This window comes from Chitinimonas naiadis, assembly GCF_054780835.1.
Genome location: NZ_BAAGVO010000004.1, coordinates 1,014,646 through 1,033,532, shown reverse-complemented (window position 1 = coordinate 1,033,532; position 18,887 = coordinate 1,014,646). Strand labels below are relative to the sequence as shown.

Genomic DNA, 18,887 nt, shown 5'->3' with positions numbered 1-18,887 from the left:
GTTCGTTGGAGCAGCCCACCCAGGAGTCCTGGGTGTTTTGGCATTCCTCGGCGTTTATGGTTGCGCTGAAATCCGCTTCAGCAAGGTCTGCACCAGCTCATCCCCGACATAGGGGTTGTCAGGCAGGCTGATATCCGGGGTCAGTAATTCCGGCTTTGCGGCGCCGGAGGGGCGGATCAGCAAAAAGCGGGGTGCGCCGATCTCCAGCCCCGTATTCGGTAAAGCCTGGCTCTGGACGCCGCCGCTTTGCAAGGTGCGGGCGTAGCCTCCGGTGCCGACGACCTTGCCGAAGTCATAGTCCTGAACCACGTTGCTGAACAGGATGGCAGACGAGTAGGTGTTGTCGCCGACCAGGACATAGGTCTTGCCGTGGAAATGCAGCGGGCCCTCGGGTTCCAAGCCTTCCCATGTCTGGATCGTGCCGGCGATCACGTCGCCCACCTGTTCGGTGCCGCTTTGCCGGCCAGCCAATACCTTCTTGAAGTAACCGGAACCGCCCTTGTAGGGCTTGTCGGCGATATAGCGCAGCAGGCCTTTTTTCCACAGATCGTCATCGCCACCGCCGTTGGCACGAATGTCGATGATCAGCTTGCTCACCTTCGCATCGCGTATCGCGGTAAAGGCACGCTCAGTAAAGGCGAAGTAGCGCGCCTTGTCCTCCCAGTAAAAGCTGTTGATCGTCAGCAGGGCGGTGTTGTCTGGCAGCAGTGCAAACTGGAATTGCCGATCAAAGTCGTTATCGGTCGCGATCTGCGCGGGTGTCTGCGTGCCGGCGGCCAACTGTAGGGTCTGAGGGCGATCACCCTGGTGGAGGGTCAGCGTATAGCGCTCCGGGGCGTCGTAGCGCTTCCAGTAGAAGTATGCCCAGCGTCGTGAGGCGATGTTGGCGCGGAATGCCAGCGTGTCGCCATGGGTGCGGTCCAGGATGGCGGCCACGACATCGCCTGCCTTCCGACCATTGATCGTGTCGATACGTGCGCCGGCCAGCGGGGTCGGCTTACCGCCCAGCTCGGCCCGGATATAGACCTCGCCGGTCGGGTCGACATGGACCTCATAGGGGAACAGGCCGCCACCCGCCTTCAGGTGCGCCAGGACCTGGCCGCGCCAGTCGGGCTGGGTAATGGCCAGGTGGGCATCGGCAAAGACGGGGTTCAGCGTGGCCAGCACCCGCCAGGCTTCATCGCGGGTCATCGGCTTTTGCAACTGAACTGCAACCCGCCGGTAGGCCTGGGTCAGTGCCTCGTGCGATACCGAATGGCGTACATCCGGATGGGTACGGCTGATCATCGTCTGCATGGCCAGGAAATCCTGCTGCAACTGGCCGACGTCGTAACGTACGGCGGCAGGGAGCGCTGCGGTCTCTGCCGCTTGGGCGCCTGCGGGCCAGAGGGCGGCGAAGGCAAGTAGGGCAAGGCCCAACGTGGTCTGCATGTTTCTCTTTCTCTCGTGATCGGTCTTGTCGTAGCTCGGCACCGTCTTGATGGGAGCCGGCGGGCAGGCAGTTTGGCAGAGATTGCCGGTGCCTTGCAGGCTTGCGCATGGTTGGGCGCGATGTCTGTGGCGGGCTCGCACCGGCTGCCGTAACGAGGTCGTCATGAGGCCGCAAACCAGATGCAGCCTGGGCTGCGGTATAAGTACCTACGCTATAAACGGGCGCAAACCGCCCGTCCGGGCTACGATGCCGGGTTTGAAACATGCACCAAAACGTCCAATCATGAGACGTTGCTCATCAGCCGCAAGAACAAAGAGGAAGAAACATGCTGCGCAGCCCTGCCCAAGCGTTACCTTGTCCCATGCCTGATCAGGCGCCTGCTGGCGCCGATGCGGGCAGACCGGCAACGCGGAGAAGGGGGCTGCGCGCCCTCCTGCCCACAGTCATGCTCTCGTTGCTGGCGCTGGGCGTCCAGGCCACCAGCCTGACCCGCTTTACCCCGCAAGGGGAGGTCGCCAACGTCAGCCAGGTGTCGGTCGGCTTCGATGCCCCGGTGCAGCCCTTGGGCCAGCCGGATGCGCCAGCACCCATGACCTGGTCCTGTACCGGTGCCAAGGTGAACGGCTATGCGCGCTGGATAGACCAGCAAAGCTGGGTGCTGGATTTCAACTCCCCCCTGCCGGCCGGTGTGCGCTGCGAGTTCAAGCCGGTTGCCGGGCTGAAGGATGCGGAAGGTGCCGCCATCAAGACGGTGGCCAACTACCGCTTCAATACCGGTGCACCTGAGATCAATGCCTGGATCAATACCGGCGAGCGGGATGCCTACGCTATCGACGAAGAGCAGGCCTTCTTGCTGCAAAGCACGACCGCGCTGGATATGAGCAGTATCGAGTCCCGCGCCTGGTGCGGTGTGGAAGGGCTGGGCGAGAAGGTGCGGGCCAAGCAGGTTGCGCCCGCGCTCAAGATGGAAATCCTCAAAAAGCAGAACCAGCAGGCGGAGGTCAACAAGATCGTCGTGCTCAAGTGCGCGCAGAGCTTGCCCTCCGGCGCGGTGGTAGTGCTGCATGTGGATGCCGGTTTCAAGACGCTGACTGGCCTTGCCAGCAAGCTGCCCTTGCAGCGTGAGTTCAGGGTTCGGCAGGCGTTCTCGGTCACCGTCAATTGCGAGCGCGAGAATGCCGATGCCGATTGCGTGCCCTTCACCCCGATGCAACTGCGCTTCTCCGGCCAGATCAATCCGGAAGATCTGACCAAGATTTACCTGGTGGGCCCGGATGGCAAGAAGTGGCAGGCCAAGGCGCTGGAAAACGACTACTACGAAGGGGATGGCGAGCCGACGACCACGGCGGAGTTCGCCGGGCCGTTCCCGCCCTTGAGCAAGTTCACCCTGCAGGTACCGGCGAAGCTGCGCGATGCCGATGGCCGCACCCTGACCAACCGTGATCGCCTTGCTGCCGTCACGGTCAAGACTGGCGACTATCCGCCCTTGCTCAAGTTCGCTGCCGATTTTGGCGTGGTGGAACGCAATGCGGGCGGCCTGCTGCCGGTCACGCTGCGTAATCTCGAGCCCGCCGTGGACGGCAAGCTGGCAACCGCCGATGGCAGCAAGCCCGGCACCGCCGCCAAGGTGCGGTTGCTGCGCTTGACGACCGATGAAGAGATCATCGCCTGGTCGGCCCGTGGGCCGGTGTTCGAGAATGGCAAGGACAGCGATGGCGAGCGTGATTATCGCGAGCGTTCCATCCTGCGCAACGAGCCCAAGGCCCGTACCCTGCTGCTACCCAAGCCCAATGGCGCCAAGCCGATGGAAGTGGTCGGCATCCCGCTCGGTGAGCCAGGCTACTACGTAGTCGAAGGTGAATCGCGCCTGCTGGGTGACCGCCTGATCGGCAAGAAGGCACCAATGTTTGTGCAGACCCGCGTGGTCAACACCAACCTTTCGGTCCACCTCAAGCTCGCGCCGGAAAACCAGCTGGTCTGGGTTACCGCGCTCGATACCGGCAAGCCGGTGGCCGGTGCGCGCATCTCCGTACGGGATTGCAACGGCGTGCAGGTGGCCTTTGGCGATACCGGTGCCGACGGCGCCATGGCGATCCGCCGTGCCTTGCCTGCGCGGCCTAGCCGCTGCAGCTATGGCATCTACGGCTATTACGTGTCTGCCCGTGCCCGCATCAACGGCGTGGACGACATGGCCTATGTGCTGTCGAGCTGGCAACGCGGCATTGAGAACTGGCGCTTCCAGCTGCCGGGCGGCTATGCCCTGCCGGAAATCATGACCCATACGGTGTTCGACCGCGCCTTGTTCCGCGCTGGCGAAACCATCCACATGAAGCACTTTGCCCGCCGCCACACCACGGGCGGTTTTGGCGCGGTCGCCAATGACGACCTGCCCGGCAAGGCCGTGATCCAGTTCGATGGCGACGACCAACAGTTCGAACTCCCCCTGGTCTGGAAGAACGGCACGGCGGAATCCACCTGGAAAATCCCGCCCGAAGCCAAGCTGGGGCGCTACTGGGTGACCTTTGCCAAGACCGAACAGAAAGCCTCGAAGGTCTATGGCGAGGACGACAATTACTGGGGTGGCAGCTTTATGCGCGGCGGCAGCTTCCGCATCGGCGAGTTCCGCCTGCCAGTACTGAAGGGCGAGGTGAGCTCGGGCAAGCCGGCAGTGGCCAGCAAGGAGTTGCCGCTGGACCTCAAGCTGACCTACCTCGCTGGTGGCGGCGCCAGTGGTGAGAAGGTACGTGTACGCAGCCAGCGGCGTTGGAGCGCAATCACGGTCCAGGACCTGGACAACTACACCTTCGGCAGTGCACCGCTGGACCCGGCCCGCATCAAGGCTGGCGAGTGGTACAACAGCACCAGCGACAGCACCGCGATCTTTGACGACCAGCGCGACCTGCAGCTCGACAAGAGCGGCACGCGCCGGGTGACGGTGAAGGACATCCCGCAGTCGTCCCAGCCCGGCACCATCTACAGCGAGATGGAATTCTCCGATCCGTCGGGTGAGATCCATGCCGCCAGTACCACGACGGCCTGGTTCCCGGCCTCCGTGGTGGCCGGCGTGGCGACAGATTCCTGGCTCAAGCCGGGTAGCCCGGTCAAGGTCAAGGTGGCGGTGGTCGATACCCTGCTCAAGCCCAAGGCCGCAGCGTATTCGGTCCATGTCTGGCACCGGCAATCCTTCGTGCACCGCAAGCGTCTGGTGGGTGGCTTCTACAGCTATGACCAGAGTTATGAAGTGCAGGACATGGGAGAGGTCTGCAAGGGCAAGACCGATGGCAAGGGGCTGGCCGGTTGTGAGTTCGCTCCACCCAAGCTTGCTGCCGAGCAGCAGGCCGGGGAATTGATCATTGAAGTCAGCAGCCGCGACGAAGCCGGCCGCCTGAGCTACGCCAGTACCAGCGTCTGGGCCGGCATGGCCGACGACGGCTGGTTCGACCAGGGTGATTCCGACCGGATTGACCTGATCCCGGAAAAGAAGGCCTACGAGCCGGGCGACACCGCGATCTTCCAGGTCCGCTCCCCGTTCCGCGAGGCCACCGCCCTGGTGACGGTGGAACGCGAAGGCGTGATCGACCGCTTCGTGACCACGGTGAATGGCGCACAGCCGACCATCAGCGTGCCCATCAAGCCCAACTATGGCCCCAACGTCTATGTGTCGGCCCTGTTGATACGCGGCCGGGTAGGGGACGTACAACCCACCGCGCTGGTGGACCTGGGCAAGCCGGCCTACAAGCTGGGCATCGCTGGTATCCGCGTTGGGCAAAGTGGTTACGCGCTCGGTGTGACGGTCTCGCCGGAAAAACCGGTCTACAAGACGCGCGAGCAGGCCTCGGTCAAGGTCAAGGTCACCAAGCCTGATGGTACGCCGGCCAAGAACGGCGAGTTTGTCCTGGCGGCAGTGGACGAAGCCCTGCTGGAACTGGCCCGCAATGACTCCTGGCAGATACTGGCCCGCATGATGACCGAGCGGGGCTACGAGGTGGAAACCTCCACGGCCCAGGCCGAGGTGATCGGTAAGCGGCACTTTGGCCTCAAGGCCTTGCCGGCAGGCGGTGGCGGCGGCAAGCAGGCTACCCGCGAGCTGTTCGATACCCTGATCAAGTGGGACGCTAACGTCAAGCTTGATGAGCAGGGCGAAGCCATCGTTAAACTGCCCTTGAATGATTCGCTGACCACCATCCGCATCGTCGCAGTCGCGACGCAAGGCAACAGCCTGTTCGGCACTGGCTGGGCGCGCATCCGCACCACCAAGGATGTGCAGCTGTTCTCCGGCCTGCCACCTGTCGTGCGTGATCCGGACCTGTTCCGCGCCGGCTTTACCGTCCGCAACCTGAGCGACGCACGTGACAGCATTGTCGTCTCGCCCACCGCCAGCGTGAATGTTGGCGGCAACCGTGTCGCCATCAATGGTCTCACCCCGCAGACCGTCACCCTGGATCCGGGCGAAGGCCGTGAAGTCGCCTGGAACCTGACTGTGCCGCAGGGTGCGACGGCCATCGACTGGCAGATCGGTGCACGTGGCCAGCGTGGTAGCGAGGATGGCCTCAAGGTCAGCCAGAAGGTGCTGCCGAGCTTCCGGGTATCGGTACAGGCCAGCGTGCTGGAACAGATCAACGGCAGCTTCAACGTGCCGGTGAAACTGCCGGCCGATGCCCTGCCGGGCCGTGGTGGCGTAGAGGTTTTCCTCAAGGGCCGCCTGGGTGCCAGCAGTGATGGCGTACGCGACTATATGGAAAGCTACCCCTACATCTGCCTGGAACAGAAGGTTTCCAAGGCCATCGGCACCGCCAGCCGTGCCCGCTGGGCAGATGTCATGAGCCATCTGGAGACTTATCTCGATACCAATGGCCTGGCTGCCTACTACCCCAATCCCAGCCAGTACAACCGGCCGTCCATACCGCTCACGGCCTATCTGCTGGCCGTCGGCCATGAGGCGGGCTATGCGATTCCGGACGAGCCGCGCAATCGCATGGTGGCGGCACTGGCCGGCTTTGTGGAAGGCCGTATCCAGGAGAACCCCGAGGTGCGTTGGACCAAGGGCAATGACCTGGTGATGCGCAAGCTGCAGGCGCTGGAAGTCTTGTCCCGCTATGGCGAGGCGACCCCGGCACGGCTGGCTACCATCCAGGTCGACCCTGCCCATTGGCCCACTGGTGCGCTGGTGGATTGGCTCAACATCCTGCAACGCAGCGAGCAGCTGCCCAACCGCGACAAGCGACTGGCCGAGGCGGAACAGCTCCTGCGCACCCGCCTGGTCACCTCCGGCACCATGACCCAGTTTGCCAACGAAAGCGCCGACTACTGGTGGTGGATGATGGTGTCGCCCGATGCCACGGCCGCCCGAGCGGTCAGCGCCCTGATGGAGCGGCCGTCCTGGCAGCGTGATGTACCCAAGCTGGTGCGCGGGGTGATGTCGCGTCAGCGCGGTGGCCACTGGAACACCACGCCGTCCAACATCTGGGGTTTGTTGATGCTGGACAAGTTCGCCAAGAAGTATGAGAAGACCCCTGTCCGTGGCAGCACGGCCATGACCCTGGCGGGCAGCACCACGCCGGCCCAGTCGCTGGACTGGGACAAGGCCAGCGCCGCCGTGGCCAATAGCAAGGACGTGCTCGATCCGGGCAAGGGCTTCCGCTTCAACTGGCCTGCCGCAGGCACGGGTACGGTCAACATCACCCAGAACGGCACCGGCAAGCCCTGGGCGACCATCCGCACCCTGGCCGCGCGCAAGCTCACCGCGCCGGTCTACAGTGGCTTCAGCCTGACCAAGAAGATCACCCCGCTGGAACAAAAGGTGCCGGGCCGCTGGAGCCGTGGCGACGTGGTACAGGTGGAGCTGAACATCAACGCCCCCACCAGCTGGACGTCCGTGGTGATCAACGATCCGGTGCCGGCAGGCGCCACCATCCTCGGCTCTGGCCTGGGTGGGGATTCGCAACTGGCACAGAGCAATGAAGCCACGACCAGCAGCTGGGCGAGCTATGTGGAGCGTGCCTTCGATGCCTACCGTGCCTACTACGGCTATTTCTGGAAATCCGCCCGGGTGGTGTATTCCTTCCGCCTCAACAACGCGGGGGATTTCAAGCTGCCGCCGACCCGGGTAGAAGCCATGTACGCGCCGGAGAACTTTGGCGAAGCACCGAACGAGGATTGGCATGTCGGGCAGTAAGCAGAACAGGGCGGTGCACAGCTTGCTGTGCGCTGCCTTGCTGGCGGCAGGGATCAACCATGCTGTCGCCGCCGAGGTACCGAGCTACGCCAGCGTGAAGGCCGCCTACCGGACCAGTGACTGGCTGGTGGCTGACCGGCAGGGCACCCCCTTGCAGGCGGTGCGGCACGACTACGGCGTACGCCGGCTGGCCTGGGTCTCGCTCGACGAAGTCTCCCCCACCTTGCGGGTGGCCCTGGTCACTGCCGAGGACCAGCGATTCTGGGACCACGGCGGGGTGGACTGGGCCGCACTGGCACAGGCCGCCTGGAGCAACCAGAAGGGTGGCCAACTGCGTGGTGCTTCCACGCTGACCATGCAGCTCGCCGGTTTGCTGGACCCGGCCTTGCGGGCGGCACCTGGCTCGCGCCGCAATCTCGAGCAGAAGTGGGACCAGGCGCTGGCCGCCCGTGCCATCGAACGGCAATGGAGCAAACGGGAAATCCTGGAGGCCTACCTGAACCTGATGCCGCTGCGTGGCGAGGCCACTGGCCTCAATGCCGCCAGCCAGCTCTGGTTCGGCAAGTCGCCCGATGGACTGGACTGGACCGAGGCGACCTTGCTGGCCGCCCTGGTGCGCCAGCCCCAGAAGGTCGCCGAACGTGCCTGCGGCATTGCCCTGGCGCTGGATGAAGCCGAACTGGGCGCCGGCAACCGGCCGGATTGCCGCACCGTACGTGCCCGTGCGCTGATCACCCTGGGTGACAAGCCCACCTACAGCCAGGTCGGCAAGGTCGCCCTGGCGCCGCATATCGCCCGCAAGGCACTGGAGGGTTGGGGAACACGACCGGCCCCGGCCAAGGCGGTGGAGGGCATGCCGGTCCTGCGTACCACGCTGGATGCCCGCATCCAGCGGCTGGCGGTGGAAAGCCTGGGTGCCCACCTACGCGAACTGCGCCGGCAGAATGTCGAGGACGGTGCCGTGGTGGTGCTCGACAACGCCACCGGTGCCGTCGTCGCCTGGGTTGGCTCCAGCGGGCAGATATCCGATGCACCGCAGGTGGATGGTGTGCTCGCGCCCCGGCAGGCTGGCTCCACGCTCAAACCGTTTCTCTATGGCCTGGCGCTGGAACAGCGGCGCATTACGGCGGCCTCCCTGCTGCATGATTCACCGCTGGCGCTGACCGCCGCCAACGGCGCCTATGTGCCGCAGAACTATGACCGGCAGTTCAAGGGCTGGGTCAGCGCGCGTACCGCACTCGCGTCCAGCCTCAATGTGCCGGCGGTGCGCACGTTGCTGCTGACCGGCGTCGATCCCTTCTACCAGCGGCTTAAGGCGCTGGGTCTCGATACCCTGGACAAACCGGCCGACCATTACGGCTTTGGCCTGGCACTGGGTGGTGCTGATGTGCGCCTGCTGGACCTTGCTAACGCCTACCGCGCGCTGGCCAATGGCGGGCAGTGGACGCCGGTCGCCCCTTTGCTGCTGGCCGATCCTCGTCCCGCCGTCACACCCCGCCGTGCCTTGTCGGGCGAGGCGGCCTTCGTGATTGGTGACATATTGTCCGACCGCGGCGCCCGCGCCTCGACGTTTGATCTGGAAAACACCCTGGCGACGCGCGTCTGGTCGGCCGTCAAGACAGGCACCAGCAAGGACATGCGCGACAACTGGTGCATGGGCTTTACCCGCCGGTACACCGTGGGTGTCTGGGTGGGTAACTTCTCGGGCGAGCCGATGTGGGATGTGTCCGGCATGCACGGCGCCGCACCGATCTGGCGTGATCTGGTGCACGCCCTGCAGGAATCCGACCCCGGTTCGCCGCCCAAGGCGCCGGCCGGCCTGGTGGCCAGCAATGTGCACTTTACCGGCGTGCCGGAGGCCGACCGGCGCGAGTGGTTCCTGCGCGGTACCGAGAGCCGCGAGATCATCCGCACCGATCTGCTCACCGCCCAGGGGCGGCCGCGCATCAGCTACCCCGGCAACGGCCTGGTGATCGCGCTGGATCCTGATCTGCCGAGTGCCGTGGAGCGGGTTGTCCTGCGAGCCGAGCCTGCCGGCGACGACTATCGCTGGCAACTGGAGCGTACCCAGCCCAAGCCTTGCCGCCAATCGCTGGCCCCGGGTGAGGCCTGGGCGCCGCAGCCGGGTAGCTGGACCTTGCGTTTGCTGGGGACGGACGGTGGCGAGCTGGCCAATCCGGTGCGCTTTTCGGTGCGTGGCAGCACCAAGCGGCCATTAGTGTGCGATGGGGCGGAGACCGTCACCGCCGCCCACTGACCGCGACGGCCTAGACGAGATTCAGGTCGACCAGGCTCTGCGCCATCGCCGGGGCGGATTCCGTCACCGGTAGAAAGCTGATGCCCAGTGCCTTGCGGGTACGACTATTGTCGAACCGTACGTAATGGCTCAGTTCGGGGACGACGCTGCGGGCGGCGGGGTCGAACATGCCGATCAACCGCACCAGGAAATTGGGTAGCTCACCACGCGGCACCTTGCGCGCCTTGTCGCCGAGCCGCGCCTTGATCGGCCGCATCATGTCGCTGAACCAGGCCGTCTCCGATACTGCCAGGTAGCGCCCACCGCTGGGTTCGCGCGTCTCCAGCGCCAGCCGCTGTACCTTGGCAACATCGCGCACATCCACAACCGGGAAGGAAAGCTTGGGACAGCCCGGATACTTGCCACGCAGGAACATGCGGATGATCTCGCCGGAACTGCCCAGGTCCTGATCGAGCAACGGGCCCAGTACAAAGCCGGGGTTGACGCTGGCGTAGTGGATATCCGCCTGGGTCAGTACCAGATGATCACGCGCTGCCCGTTCCGCCAGGGTCTTGGAGCGGGCATAGGCGCCTACACCCTCACCATCGAGCACCGTCCAGTCGTCCTCGGTAAACGGTACGGTGCGGCTCTTGGGGTGGCCATATCCCACCGCCACGGTGGAGGAGGTCTGCACAAAGCGCGGTACGCCAGCGGCAATCGCCGACTTCAGCACCCGCATCGTGCCGTCGACCGCCGGCCGTATCAGCTCGTCCGGGTCCTTGGGCTCCCCGACCGGAAACGGCGACGCCACATGCAGCACGCCATACACACCCTCCATAGCGGCTTCCCAGCCGGCATCCGCCAGCAGGTCCGCCTCCACCAGCTCCAGCCCGGTGGTGTCGCAATGCCGTGCCAGTGTCGCCTTGACTTCATTGGCCTTGGCCAGGCTGCGCACCGTACCGCGTACACGGTAGCCATGCGTCAATAGCTCAATCGCGCAATGCTTGGCGATAAAGCCGGAGATGCCGGTGATGAGAATCAGTTGTGCAGCCATGGTGCGCCTTAGCGGGTGAGGTGGTCACAGCATAGACCACCGGCCGGGCGGACACCTTAATCCGAGGAACTCGATGAACCGCTGTCGCAGGAACTGCTGTCGCTACTGGAGGAGCCACTTTCGCTATTGCTGCTGCATTCGCCGGGTGCAGCGTCCCAGCTTGAGGTATCGCTCGTCATGATGGGCATGAACACCGGGTCGTAAGCCTGGCTGGACGAGCTGCTGGCGTCCGCCGCCGAGGCTCTGCGTTTTCGGAACAAGGCTTTCAGCATGTCGAACATGGTGTGCTCCCGGTTGGCCCGATGGCTTCGTTGTATCCCACACCACAGAGTGTGGCAGAACGGTAGCGGGAAGGGCACCGGGTGCGATGCACGGATGGTCAAATTCAAACCGACGCGATAGGCTGGAAATACCCCATCCGCCGCGTATTGCCATGCCCAAATTGCTGGAAGCGCAGTACCAGATTTGCGCCAAGTACCAGACCGTCACGGTCGCGCCAGAAGACATGGTCGCCGTCGCGATGTCGACACTGGGCCGCATGCCCATCCACGGTACGCGCATCGAGCTGGAGGAGGGCGAGAACATCAGCTGGTTCATCTACTGCGGCGAGTTCTCCGAAGACCCTGATTTCTACCAGCCTATACATACGACACACTTGGCGAACTACTTGCCGCTGGTGCTGAAGTACCTGCGCCTGCCACCCGGGGCGAATTTCATCATTGATGATCGCGGGTATGAGGATGTGTGGATGGTGGAGACTTCGCAGGAGTAGACCGGTACCTTGCTCGTCCCGGCCTCCCCCTTGCGGGGACATCTAGCCTACAAGTGCCCGCCATGTCACCCGCAGCATCCGTAAGGCGGCAAAAGTGTTTTGGCGGCTATCGCCGCGAGGCTTGCACTATGTGCAATTTGGAGCGGGAGTGCGTCCCGCAGCCGCCTTACTTTCTACCCAACGTACCGCGTCGCCGGAGAAAGTAAGCAAAGAAAAGGCGACCCCGACAGCGCCGCCCCTGCGGGGTCCCTTGCGCTTCTCACCCGTCTCGGCCGGAGAGCGAAACTCGCCGGCAAGCCGGCTCAGACAACGCTCCCCGGACTACCCCGAGACGGGCTGCGATGCTCAGCGGCGCTCACGGGGACCCGGGCACTCCGTAGCCTGGCGTTGCGCTGTTCTGTCACCGCTGCCTATGGTTTTGTAGGGTGGACAAGCGCAGCGCCTTCCACCAACGTAGCTCGCATGCACCCAAGACCAATGTGCAACGTATCTCACATCGACCTTAATGCAACGACCCCGGCCCATCCCGATAGATCGCCCGGTACTGCTGTAAACGGCGTGCCAAGACCTCGGCCCGTTGTGTACCTGGCAGATACTCCGCCCGCACCGGTGGCTTCTGGCAGATGGTCGCCGCGTCTCCACCGCATGCCAGCCAGCCCAGCCGCGCGGCACCCAGCGCGCCACCGGCCTCGCCACCGTGATGTGTGACGATACGGGTCTGCAGGATGTCCGCAATCAACTGTGCCCAATACGGGCTGCGTGCGCCGCCGCCCATGAGGGAGAGGGTGCTGACCTCGGTCCCTGCCTCGTGCAGGGCATCCAGGCCATCCTTGAGGCCGAAGGCGACGCCTTCCAGCACCGCGTAGCCCAGCATCGCCCTGTCGGTTGCGTGAGTAAGGCCGTGGAAGACGCCCTGGGCGTAGGGGTCGTTATGCGGTGTGCGCTCACCGGAGAGATAGGGCAGGAAGATCGGGGCGTTGTCGCAGGCGCTGGTGCTGAGGGCGACCACTTCGGGCAGCAGGGTGGCTTCGTCCGTCCCCACCAGCTTGCACAGCCAGCGCAGGCAACTGGCGGCGGAGAGGATCACGCTCATCTGGTGCCAGCGGCCGGGCAGGGCATGGCAGAAGGCATGCACGGCCGATGCAGGGTTGGGGCGGAAACGGTCGTTGACGACAAACAGCACGCCGGATGTCCCCAGCGAGATAAAGCCGTCCCCCGGTTCGGTCGCGCCGATGCCGATGGCACTGGCGGCATTGTCGCCCCCGCCGCCAGCGACGATCACGCTGCTGGCCAGGCCCCAGCGCTCTGCCAGCGCGGGCTTGAGCCGACCGGAGACTGCATCCCCCTCCACCAGCCGCGGCATATGGCTGCGGTTGAGGCCGGTTGCGGCGAGCATGACATCGGACCAATCGCGCTTGGCCACATCCAGCCACAAGGTGCCGGCTGCGTCGGACGGCTCGCTGGCTTTCTCACCCGTCAGTTGCAGGCGCAGGTAATCCTTGGGCAGCAGCACGGTGGCCGTGCGGGCGAAGATGTCCGGCTCATGCCGGGCCAGCCACAGCAGCTTGGGTGCGGTAAAGCCGGGCATGGCGAGATTGCCGGTGATCGCCAATAGCTCGGGGGTACTTTCGGTCAGCGCGATGCATTCATCGGCGCTGCGCATATCGTTCCAGAGAATGGCGGGACGCAGGACCCGATCATCGGCATCCAGCACCACGGCGCCATGCATCTGGCCGGAGAGGCCGATGGCCTGGATCGCCGCAAAGGGGCCGGGGTGCGCCAGGCGCAGTTGGTCTATCGCCTCGCAAGTGGCCTGCCACCAGGTGGCAGGGTCTTGTTCGGACCTGCGCGGCTGCGGCCGGCTGACAGTCAGCGTAACGCCTGCACTGGCAATCACGCGGTTCTGCTCGCTCAACAACACCACTTTGACCTCGGACGTACCCAGGTCGATACCTAAGAACATGCCTTGCTCCGTGTCGGGTTCGGGCCGTCGGTTAGACGGTTTGCTGCTTGGCCAGCCACTGCTCCGCGCGGCTGATCGCATCGCGCAGCAGTGCGGTGAAAGCGGGCTTGCCGGCGAGTGGTCCCCACAGGCTTGCGTCGCCCGCATAGACGGCGATCGGGTCGTCCGCCGTCAGCATGGCGCGGGTGGCGGCCGGGTCCTGGATGCCATCCTGGTAAGTGTACGGCAGGCTGCCTGCCGCCCAGCGCTGCAGGAACAAAAAGAACAGCGCCGGCAGCATGGCAGTGCTGTACGGAATACTGCCACGGGCAAAGCATTCCTGCAGCGTGGGGGCGATAAAGCCGGGCATCTTGCTATAGCCATCGGCCGCTACGCGCTGGTTGCTGTCCTGGATATTGGGGTTGCTGAACCGGTCGATCACCGTATCGCGGTACTGGGTCAGGTCCAGCGGGCTGGGGGTAAGGCAGGGGATCACGTCGTTGGTCACGTAATCGAGCGCCAGCTGCCTTATGGCCGGGTGCAGAGTGCCTTCGTGGATATACGTGAGGCCCATCAGGGTACCGGCCCAGGCAATGCAGCTATGGGTGGCGTTGAGGATGCGGATCTTCGCTTCCTCATACGGCAGCACCGATTGCACCATCTCCACGTTGACCTGCTCCAGCGCGGGCCGGCCGGCGATGAACTGATCCTCGATCACCCACTGGATAAAGCGTTCACCCATCAATGCGCAGGGGTCGTCCACGCCGGTCGCCGCCAGCACCCGGGCACGTACTTCGGGCACTGGGCGTGGGGTGATGCGGTCCACCATGCTGTTGGGGCTGCTAGTGTGGTGCTGCACCCATTCGCGTAGCTTGTCCTCACCGCGCAAGGCCAGAAATTGCAGTAGGCCGAAATGAAAGCGTTCGCCGTTATGGCGGAGGTTGTCGCAGTTCAGCAGCGTGACCGGGCCGTTATCCAGCGATTGGCGGCGCCGCAAGATGGCCGCGAGTGTGCCGTAGATGGTGCGATGGCCGCCTTCCAGATCGACCAGCAGGTCAGGATTACCGGTATCGAGCTGATGGTGTTGGTCCAGGTAGTAGCCGCTCTCGGTCACGGTAAAGGAGATGACGCCGGTCTGGCTATCTGCGCCAACTGCGACAAGGCCGGACAGCGTCGAGTCCCAGGGAATGATCCGCTCGATCGACCGGATGCTCTCGTACTGCCGGTTGCCCCGGGAATCCACCGTCTCTAGGGTATAGCGACCGTTCTGTCTGGCCAGGGCATCGAGCAGCGGCGACATGTCGTCGCGGATATTGCCCAGTGCCAGCGTCCAGCTGGTATCGCCGGATTCGCGCAGCCGGTGCAGGTAGACGGCCTGGTGGGCGCGATGGAAAGAACCGGCGCCGATATGCAGCCAGGTGTGGGCAGCGGTGGGGGTGGACATGATGGCTCCCATTTATGGTTGGTACCTGGCTCGTTGTGGGTTGAGCCGATACAACAAATTCATCTGTGCGGTGGGTGCTTCCAGCGGCCCCAATTTCGTTGTCTGCACCCGCAAGGGGTAGGCCGAAGTAGTAAGGCGCTTTCAGCACCAACGACTTCGCTCGCTAGGCGCGAGCGAAAAATGCCAACGCGCATACATGGGTATGTAAGGCGGCATTTTTCATGAGCAACGACGCATGGCGGCGAAAGTGGGGTTGCTGGGAGCACCCACTAGGCGGCTTGTTGGAGTCGCACCCTCGCCAGCGCCTGCCCCTGGGCATCGAAGAGATGACACCGCTCCGGGTCCGCTGCCAATGTCAGCGCCTCGCCATGCGCATGTTGTTCGTCCTCCGGTATCCGCACGATCAGGCCGTCCGGTGCGCCATCGCATTCGGCATACAGATAGGCGTGGTCGCCGAGTGATTCGACGGCCGTTACGCGCGCGGCAATCGGCCCGCCTGCCTGTGGCTGCAGGTGCTCCGGCCGCACACCCAGGGTCACGGTATCGCCGACCTTCAGGCTGCCCGGCAGGACCGATACCGCCTGCATGCCACCCGCCAGGGCGACATACACATACTGGTGGTCCAGCTTGGCGACGGTACCGTCGAGGAAGTTCATCTTGGGCGAGCCGATAAAGCCCGCCACAAAGCGGTTGGCCGGATGGTGGTAGAGCTGGTGCGGTGTGCCGGCCTGCTCGATACGACCGCCGGACAGCACCACGATCTTGTCGGCCAGGGTCATGGCTTCGACCTGATCGTGGGTCACGTAGATCATGGTGGTCTTGAGCGTGTTGTGCAGCTTGGCAAACTCCAGCCGCATCTTGACCCGCAGCGCGGCATCGAGGTTGGAGAGCGGTTCGTCGAACAGGAATACCGACGGCTCGCGGGTGATGGCCCGGCCGATCGCCACGCGCTGGCGCTGGCCGCCAGAGAGCTGCTTGGGCTTGCGGTCCAGCAGATGGTCGATATGCAGGATCTTGGCGGCCTTCTGCACCGCCACGTCGATCTCGGCCTTGGATTTGCCGGCGATCTTCAGGCCGAAGGCCATATTGTCGTACAGCGACATATGCGGGTAGAGCGCATAGCTCTGGAACACCATGGCAATGCCGCGCTTGCTGGCCGGTACATCGTTCATGCGCTTGCCGCCAATGGTCAGCTCACCGCCGCTAATCGCCTCCAGGCCGGCAATGCTGCGCAACAGGGTGGACTTGCCGCAGCCGGACGGGCCGACGAAGACCACGAACTCGCCGTCGGCAATTTCCAGGTTGATATCGCGCAGGATCTCGGTGGATTCGTAGCGCTTGTGCAGGTTGCGGATACTGAGGCTGGCCATGGTGTGGTCCTTGTCTCGGAATAGTAAGGGGAGTGTCTCAGCCAGCGGCCAGGGCGCTGAGCCTGGCCTGGAGCTGGGTCATCTGGTCGAATACGGCAACGGCACCGGCGGCCAGCAGTCGCTGCGCGGCATCGGCCTCATCGTGGCGGGTGCCGGTGAAGCCCAGCACCGTACAGCCGGCTGCGGTTGCCGCCGTGGCGCCGGCCACGCTGTCTTCAATCACCAGGCAGCGGGCAGGGCTGGCCCCCATGCCTTGCGCGGCGGCAAGGTAGAGGTCAGGTGCCGGCTTGGGGCGGTGGGTCGCATCGGGCGTGTGGACATGCCCCTGGAACTGTGACCACAAGCCATGCTGGCGTAAGCCGGCTTCCACCCGCTCATGGCTGCTGTTGCTGGCCAAGGCCTTGGGCAGGGTGATCTGGGCGATGGCCGCCTCTACACCCGGCACCATGGGTACGCCCAGGCTGCAGCGGGCTTCCACCTCCGCCCCCAGTGCCTGCAGGGTGGCGTGGTCGAGCCGGATATCCAGCTCGCGGGCGAGTTCCGCGCCGATATCGAAAATGGTCATTCCCAGCCGTGGCCGCAGGAAGGCGGCCAAGGCGCTGCGCTCGTGGCGGCTGCCCAGCGCATCCAGCAGCGTGGCGAGCGCAACGGCCTCGCTATCGAGCAGCACGCCGTCACAGTCAAAGATCACATGCGTGAACGGCTGGCTCATTTCACCGCCCCGAAGGTCATGCCACGCACCAATTGCTTCTGCGCCACCCAGCCCAAGGCCAGGATGGGCGCGATGGCCAGCAGGGAGGCGACCGACAACTTGGCCCAGAACAGGCCTTCCGGGTTGGAATACGAGGCGATGAAGACGGTAAGGGGCGCCGCATTGCTGCTGGAGAGATTGAGGCTCCAGAAGGCCTCGTTCCAGGAGAAGATCACCAGCAGCAGGGCGGTGGAAGCCAGGCCCGGCAGGGTGGTGGGCAGCAGCAGGTGGAACATCTCCTGCCAGGCATTGGCACCGTCGATGCGCGCGGCTTCCAGGATCTCCTTGGGTACTTCGTTGAAGTAGGTGAACGCCATCCACACGGCAATGGGCAGGTTCATCAACGTGTAGACGATGATCAGCCCGGTCACGCTATCGAGCAGGCCGGTCTGCTTGGCCATCAGGTAGATGGGGATCAGCACGCCCACGGCTGGCATCATCTTGGTGGAGAGCATCCACAACAGCAGCTTTTGCGTGCGCTTGTTGGGGAAGAACGCCATCGAGTAGGCGGCCGGCACGGCGATCAGCAGTGACAGCACCGTCGAGCCGAGCGAGACCATGACCGAATTCTTGACGAAGTCCACATACTGGCTGCGGGCGAACACCTCGCGGAAGCTATCGAGCGTGGGCTGGAACAGCAATGAGAGGCTGTAGGCATCCTGCTCGGTCTTGAACGCAGTGATGGCGATCAACAGGATGGGGAAGAACATCAGCGCCGCCACGCTCCAGGCCAGCGCGCCGACCCAGACTTGCTGCAGATGATCGCGGTTCATTGGTCGTACTCCCCACGCAGGTTCCTGGCCAGCATGCGGACCAGGAAGAACGAGACGATATTGGCCAGCACCACGGCGATCACCCCACCGGCAGAGGCAATGCCGATATCGAACTGCTGCAGGCCGATGGCGTAGACCAGATAGGTCAGGTTGGTGGTCTCGGTCCCCGGGCCGCCGGCTGTGGCGGTGAAGATCTCGGCAAACACCGCCAGCAGGAAGATGCTCTCTATCATCACCACCACCGCAATCGCACGGCGCAGGTGGGGCAGGGTGATGTAGAAGAAAATGCGGATCGGGCCGGCACCGTCGAGCTGGGCTGCCTCGCGCTGGTCCTGGTCGAGCGATTGCAGCGCGGTGAGCAGGATCAGGAAGGCAAACGGTATCCACTGCCAGGCCACGATCACGATGATGGACCACAGCGGGTATTCGGCCAGCCAGTCGATGGGCGTCGCGCCAAAGAACTGGAAGATATGCGCCCACAGGCCATAGACCGGATGCAGGATCATGTTCTTCCAGATCAGCGCGCTCACGGTGGGCATGACAAAGAACGGCGCAATCACGAGCAGCCGTGCCACGCCCCGACCGGGGAATTTCTGGTCGAACAGCACCCCCAGCAACACGCCGGCAATGACCGAGATCAGCAGCACCGAGCCGATCAGCACCACGGTGTGACCGATGGCGGGCCAGAAGGCCGGGTCTTCCAGCAGGTATTGGTAGTTCTCTATGCCCACAAAACCCGTCTGGTCCGGGTTCAGCAGGTTGTAGCGGATGACCGAGAAATAGAGCGTCATCGCCAGCGGCACGATCATCCACAGGCCCAGCAGGGCGACCGATGGGCTGAGCAGCAGCTTGGCGGTGATGGAGGGGCGATCCGGCACGGCGGGCGGACAGTCTTCCCCCGCTGTGACTTCAAGAGCCTGATTGGTCATGGTGTAGCC

Annotated in this window: 12 protein-coding genes; 3 read left to right on the top strand and 9 right to left on the bottom strand. The window is 64.2% G+C overall.

Features of this window, described 5'->3' with window-relative positions; translation table 11 throughout:
- Window positions 1-54: 54 nt before the first annotated feature.
- On the bottom strand, window positions 55-1,431 hold the full coding sequence (locus ACYVHK_RS10935; protein ID WP_460531266.1) for a S41 family peptidase: 1,377 nt from the start codon (window positions 1,429-1,431) through the stop codon (window positions 55-57).
- A 446-nt stretch (window positions 1,432-1,877) separates the two neighbouring features.
- On the opposite strand from ACYVHK_RS10935, the gene ACYVHK_RS10930 reads away from it, so the two are divergent.
- Together ACYVHK_RS10930 and pbpC are read left to right on the top strand one after the other, a co-directional pair.
- Window positions 1,878-7,607 (top strand): alpha-2-macroglobulin family protein, encoded by a 5,730-nt coding sequence (locus tag ACYVHK_RS10930; protein ID WP_460531263.1) that lies wholly within the window; start codon window positions 1,878-1,880, stop codon window positions 7,605-7,607.
- Window positions 7,594-9,864, top strand: coding sequence for a penicillin-binding protein 1C (pbpC, locus tag ACYVHK_RS10925; protein ID WP_460531260.1), 2,271 nt, complete (start codon window positions 7,594-7,596; stop codon window positions 9,862-9,864). Before ACYVHK_RS10930 ends, pbpC begins: the two co-directional genes overlap by 14 nt.
- Before the next feature lie 10 nt (window positions 9,865-9,874).
- Here pbpC and ACYVHK_RS10920 read toward each other — a convergent pair whose 3' ends face one another.
- The gene (locus tag ACYVHK_RS10920) at window positions 9,875-10,897 is read right to left on the bottom strand and encodes an SDR family oxidoreductase (protein WP_460531257.1); all 1,023 of its coding nucleotides are present in this window, start codon (window positions 10,895-10,897) and stop codon (window positions 9,875-9,877) included.
- 56 nt (window positions 10,898-10,953) lie between these two features.
- Window positions 10,954-11,178 carry a hypothetical protein gene (locus tag ACYVHK_RS10915; RefSeq protein ID WP_460531254.1) on the bottom strand — a complete coding sequence of 75 codons (225 nt, stop codon included), beginning with the start codon at window positions 11,176-11,178 and terminating at the stop codon, window positions 10,954-10,956.
- 152 nt (window positions 11,179-11,330) lie between these two features.
- On the opposite strand from ACYVHK_RS10915, the gene ACYVHK_RS10910 reads away from it, so the two are divergent.
- Window positions 11,331-11,669, top strand: coding sequence for an immunity protein Imm33 domain-containing protein (locus tag ACYVHK_RS10910; RefSeq protein WP_460531251.1), 339 nt, complete (start codon window positions 11,331-11,333; stop codon window positions 11,667-11,669).
- A gap of 502 nt (window positions 11,670-12,171) precedes the next feature.
- Here the strand turns inward: ACYVHK_RS10910 and xylB are convergent.
- From xylB to ACYVHK_RS10880, 6 genes are all read right to left on the bottom strand, one after another.
- On the bottom strand, window positions 12,172-13,632 hold the full coding sequence (gene xylB / locus ACYVHK_RS10905) for a xylulokinase (protein ID WP_460531248.1): 1,461 nt from the start codon (window positions 13,630-13,632) through the stop codon (window positions 12,172-12,174).
- Window positions 13,633-13,663: 31 nt separating this feature from the next.
- Entirely contained in the window at window positions 13,664-15,055 is a 1,392-nt protein-coding gene (gene dalD / locus ACYVHK_RS10900) for a mannitol dehydrogenase family protein (protein WP_460531246.1), read from the bottom strand.
- Between the two features lie 269 nt (window positions 15,056-15,324).
- Entirely contained in the window at window positions 15,325-16,425 is a 1,101-nt protein-coding gene (locus ACYVHK_RS10895; protein ID WP_460531243.1) for an ABC transporter ATP-binding protein, read from the bottom strand.
- Between the two features lie 37 nt (window positions 16,426-16,462).
- Window positions 16,463-17,137: an HAD family hydrolase gene (locus tag ACYVHK_RS10890; RefSeq protein ID WP_460531240.1), complete on the bottom strand. Its 675-nt coding sequence runs from the start codon at window positions 17,135-17,137 to the stop codon at window positions 16,463-16,465.
- Entirely contained in the window at window positions 17,134-17,949 is an 816-nt protein-coding gene (locus ACYVHK_RS10885) for a carbohydrate ABC transporter permease (RefSeq protein WP_460531237.1), read from the bottom strand. The genes ACYVHK_RS10890 and ACYVHK_RS10885 overlap by 4 nt, the downstream gene beginning before the upstream one ends.
- On the bottom strand, window positions 17,946-18,878 hold the full coding sequence (locus ACYVHK_RS10880) for a carbohydrate ABC transporter permease (RefSeq protein ID WP_460531234.1): 933 nt from the start codon (window positions 18,876-18,878) through the stop codon (window positions 17,946-17,948). The genes ACYVHK_RS10885 and ACYVHK_RS10880 overlap by 4 nt, the downstream gene beginning before the upstream one ends.
- Window positions 18,879-18,887: the final 9 nt, after the last annotated feature.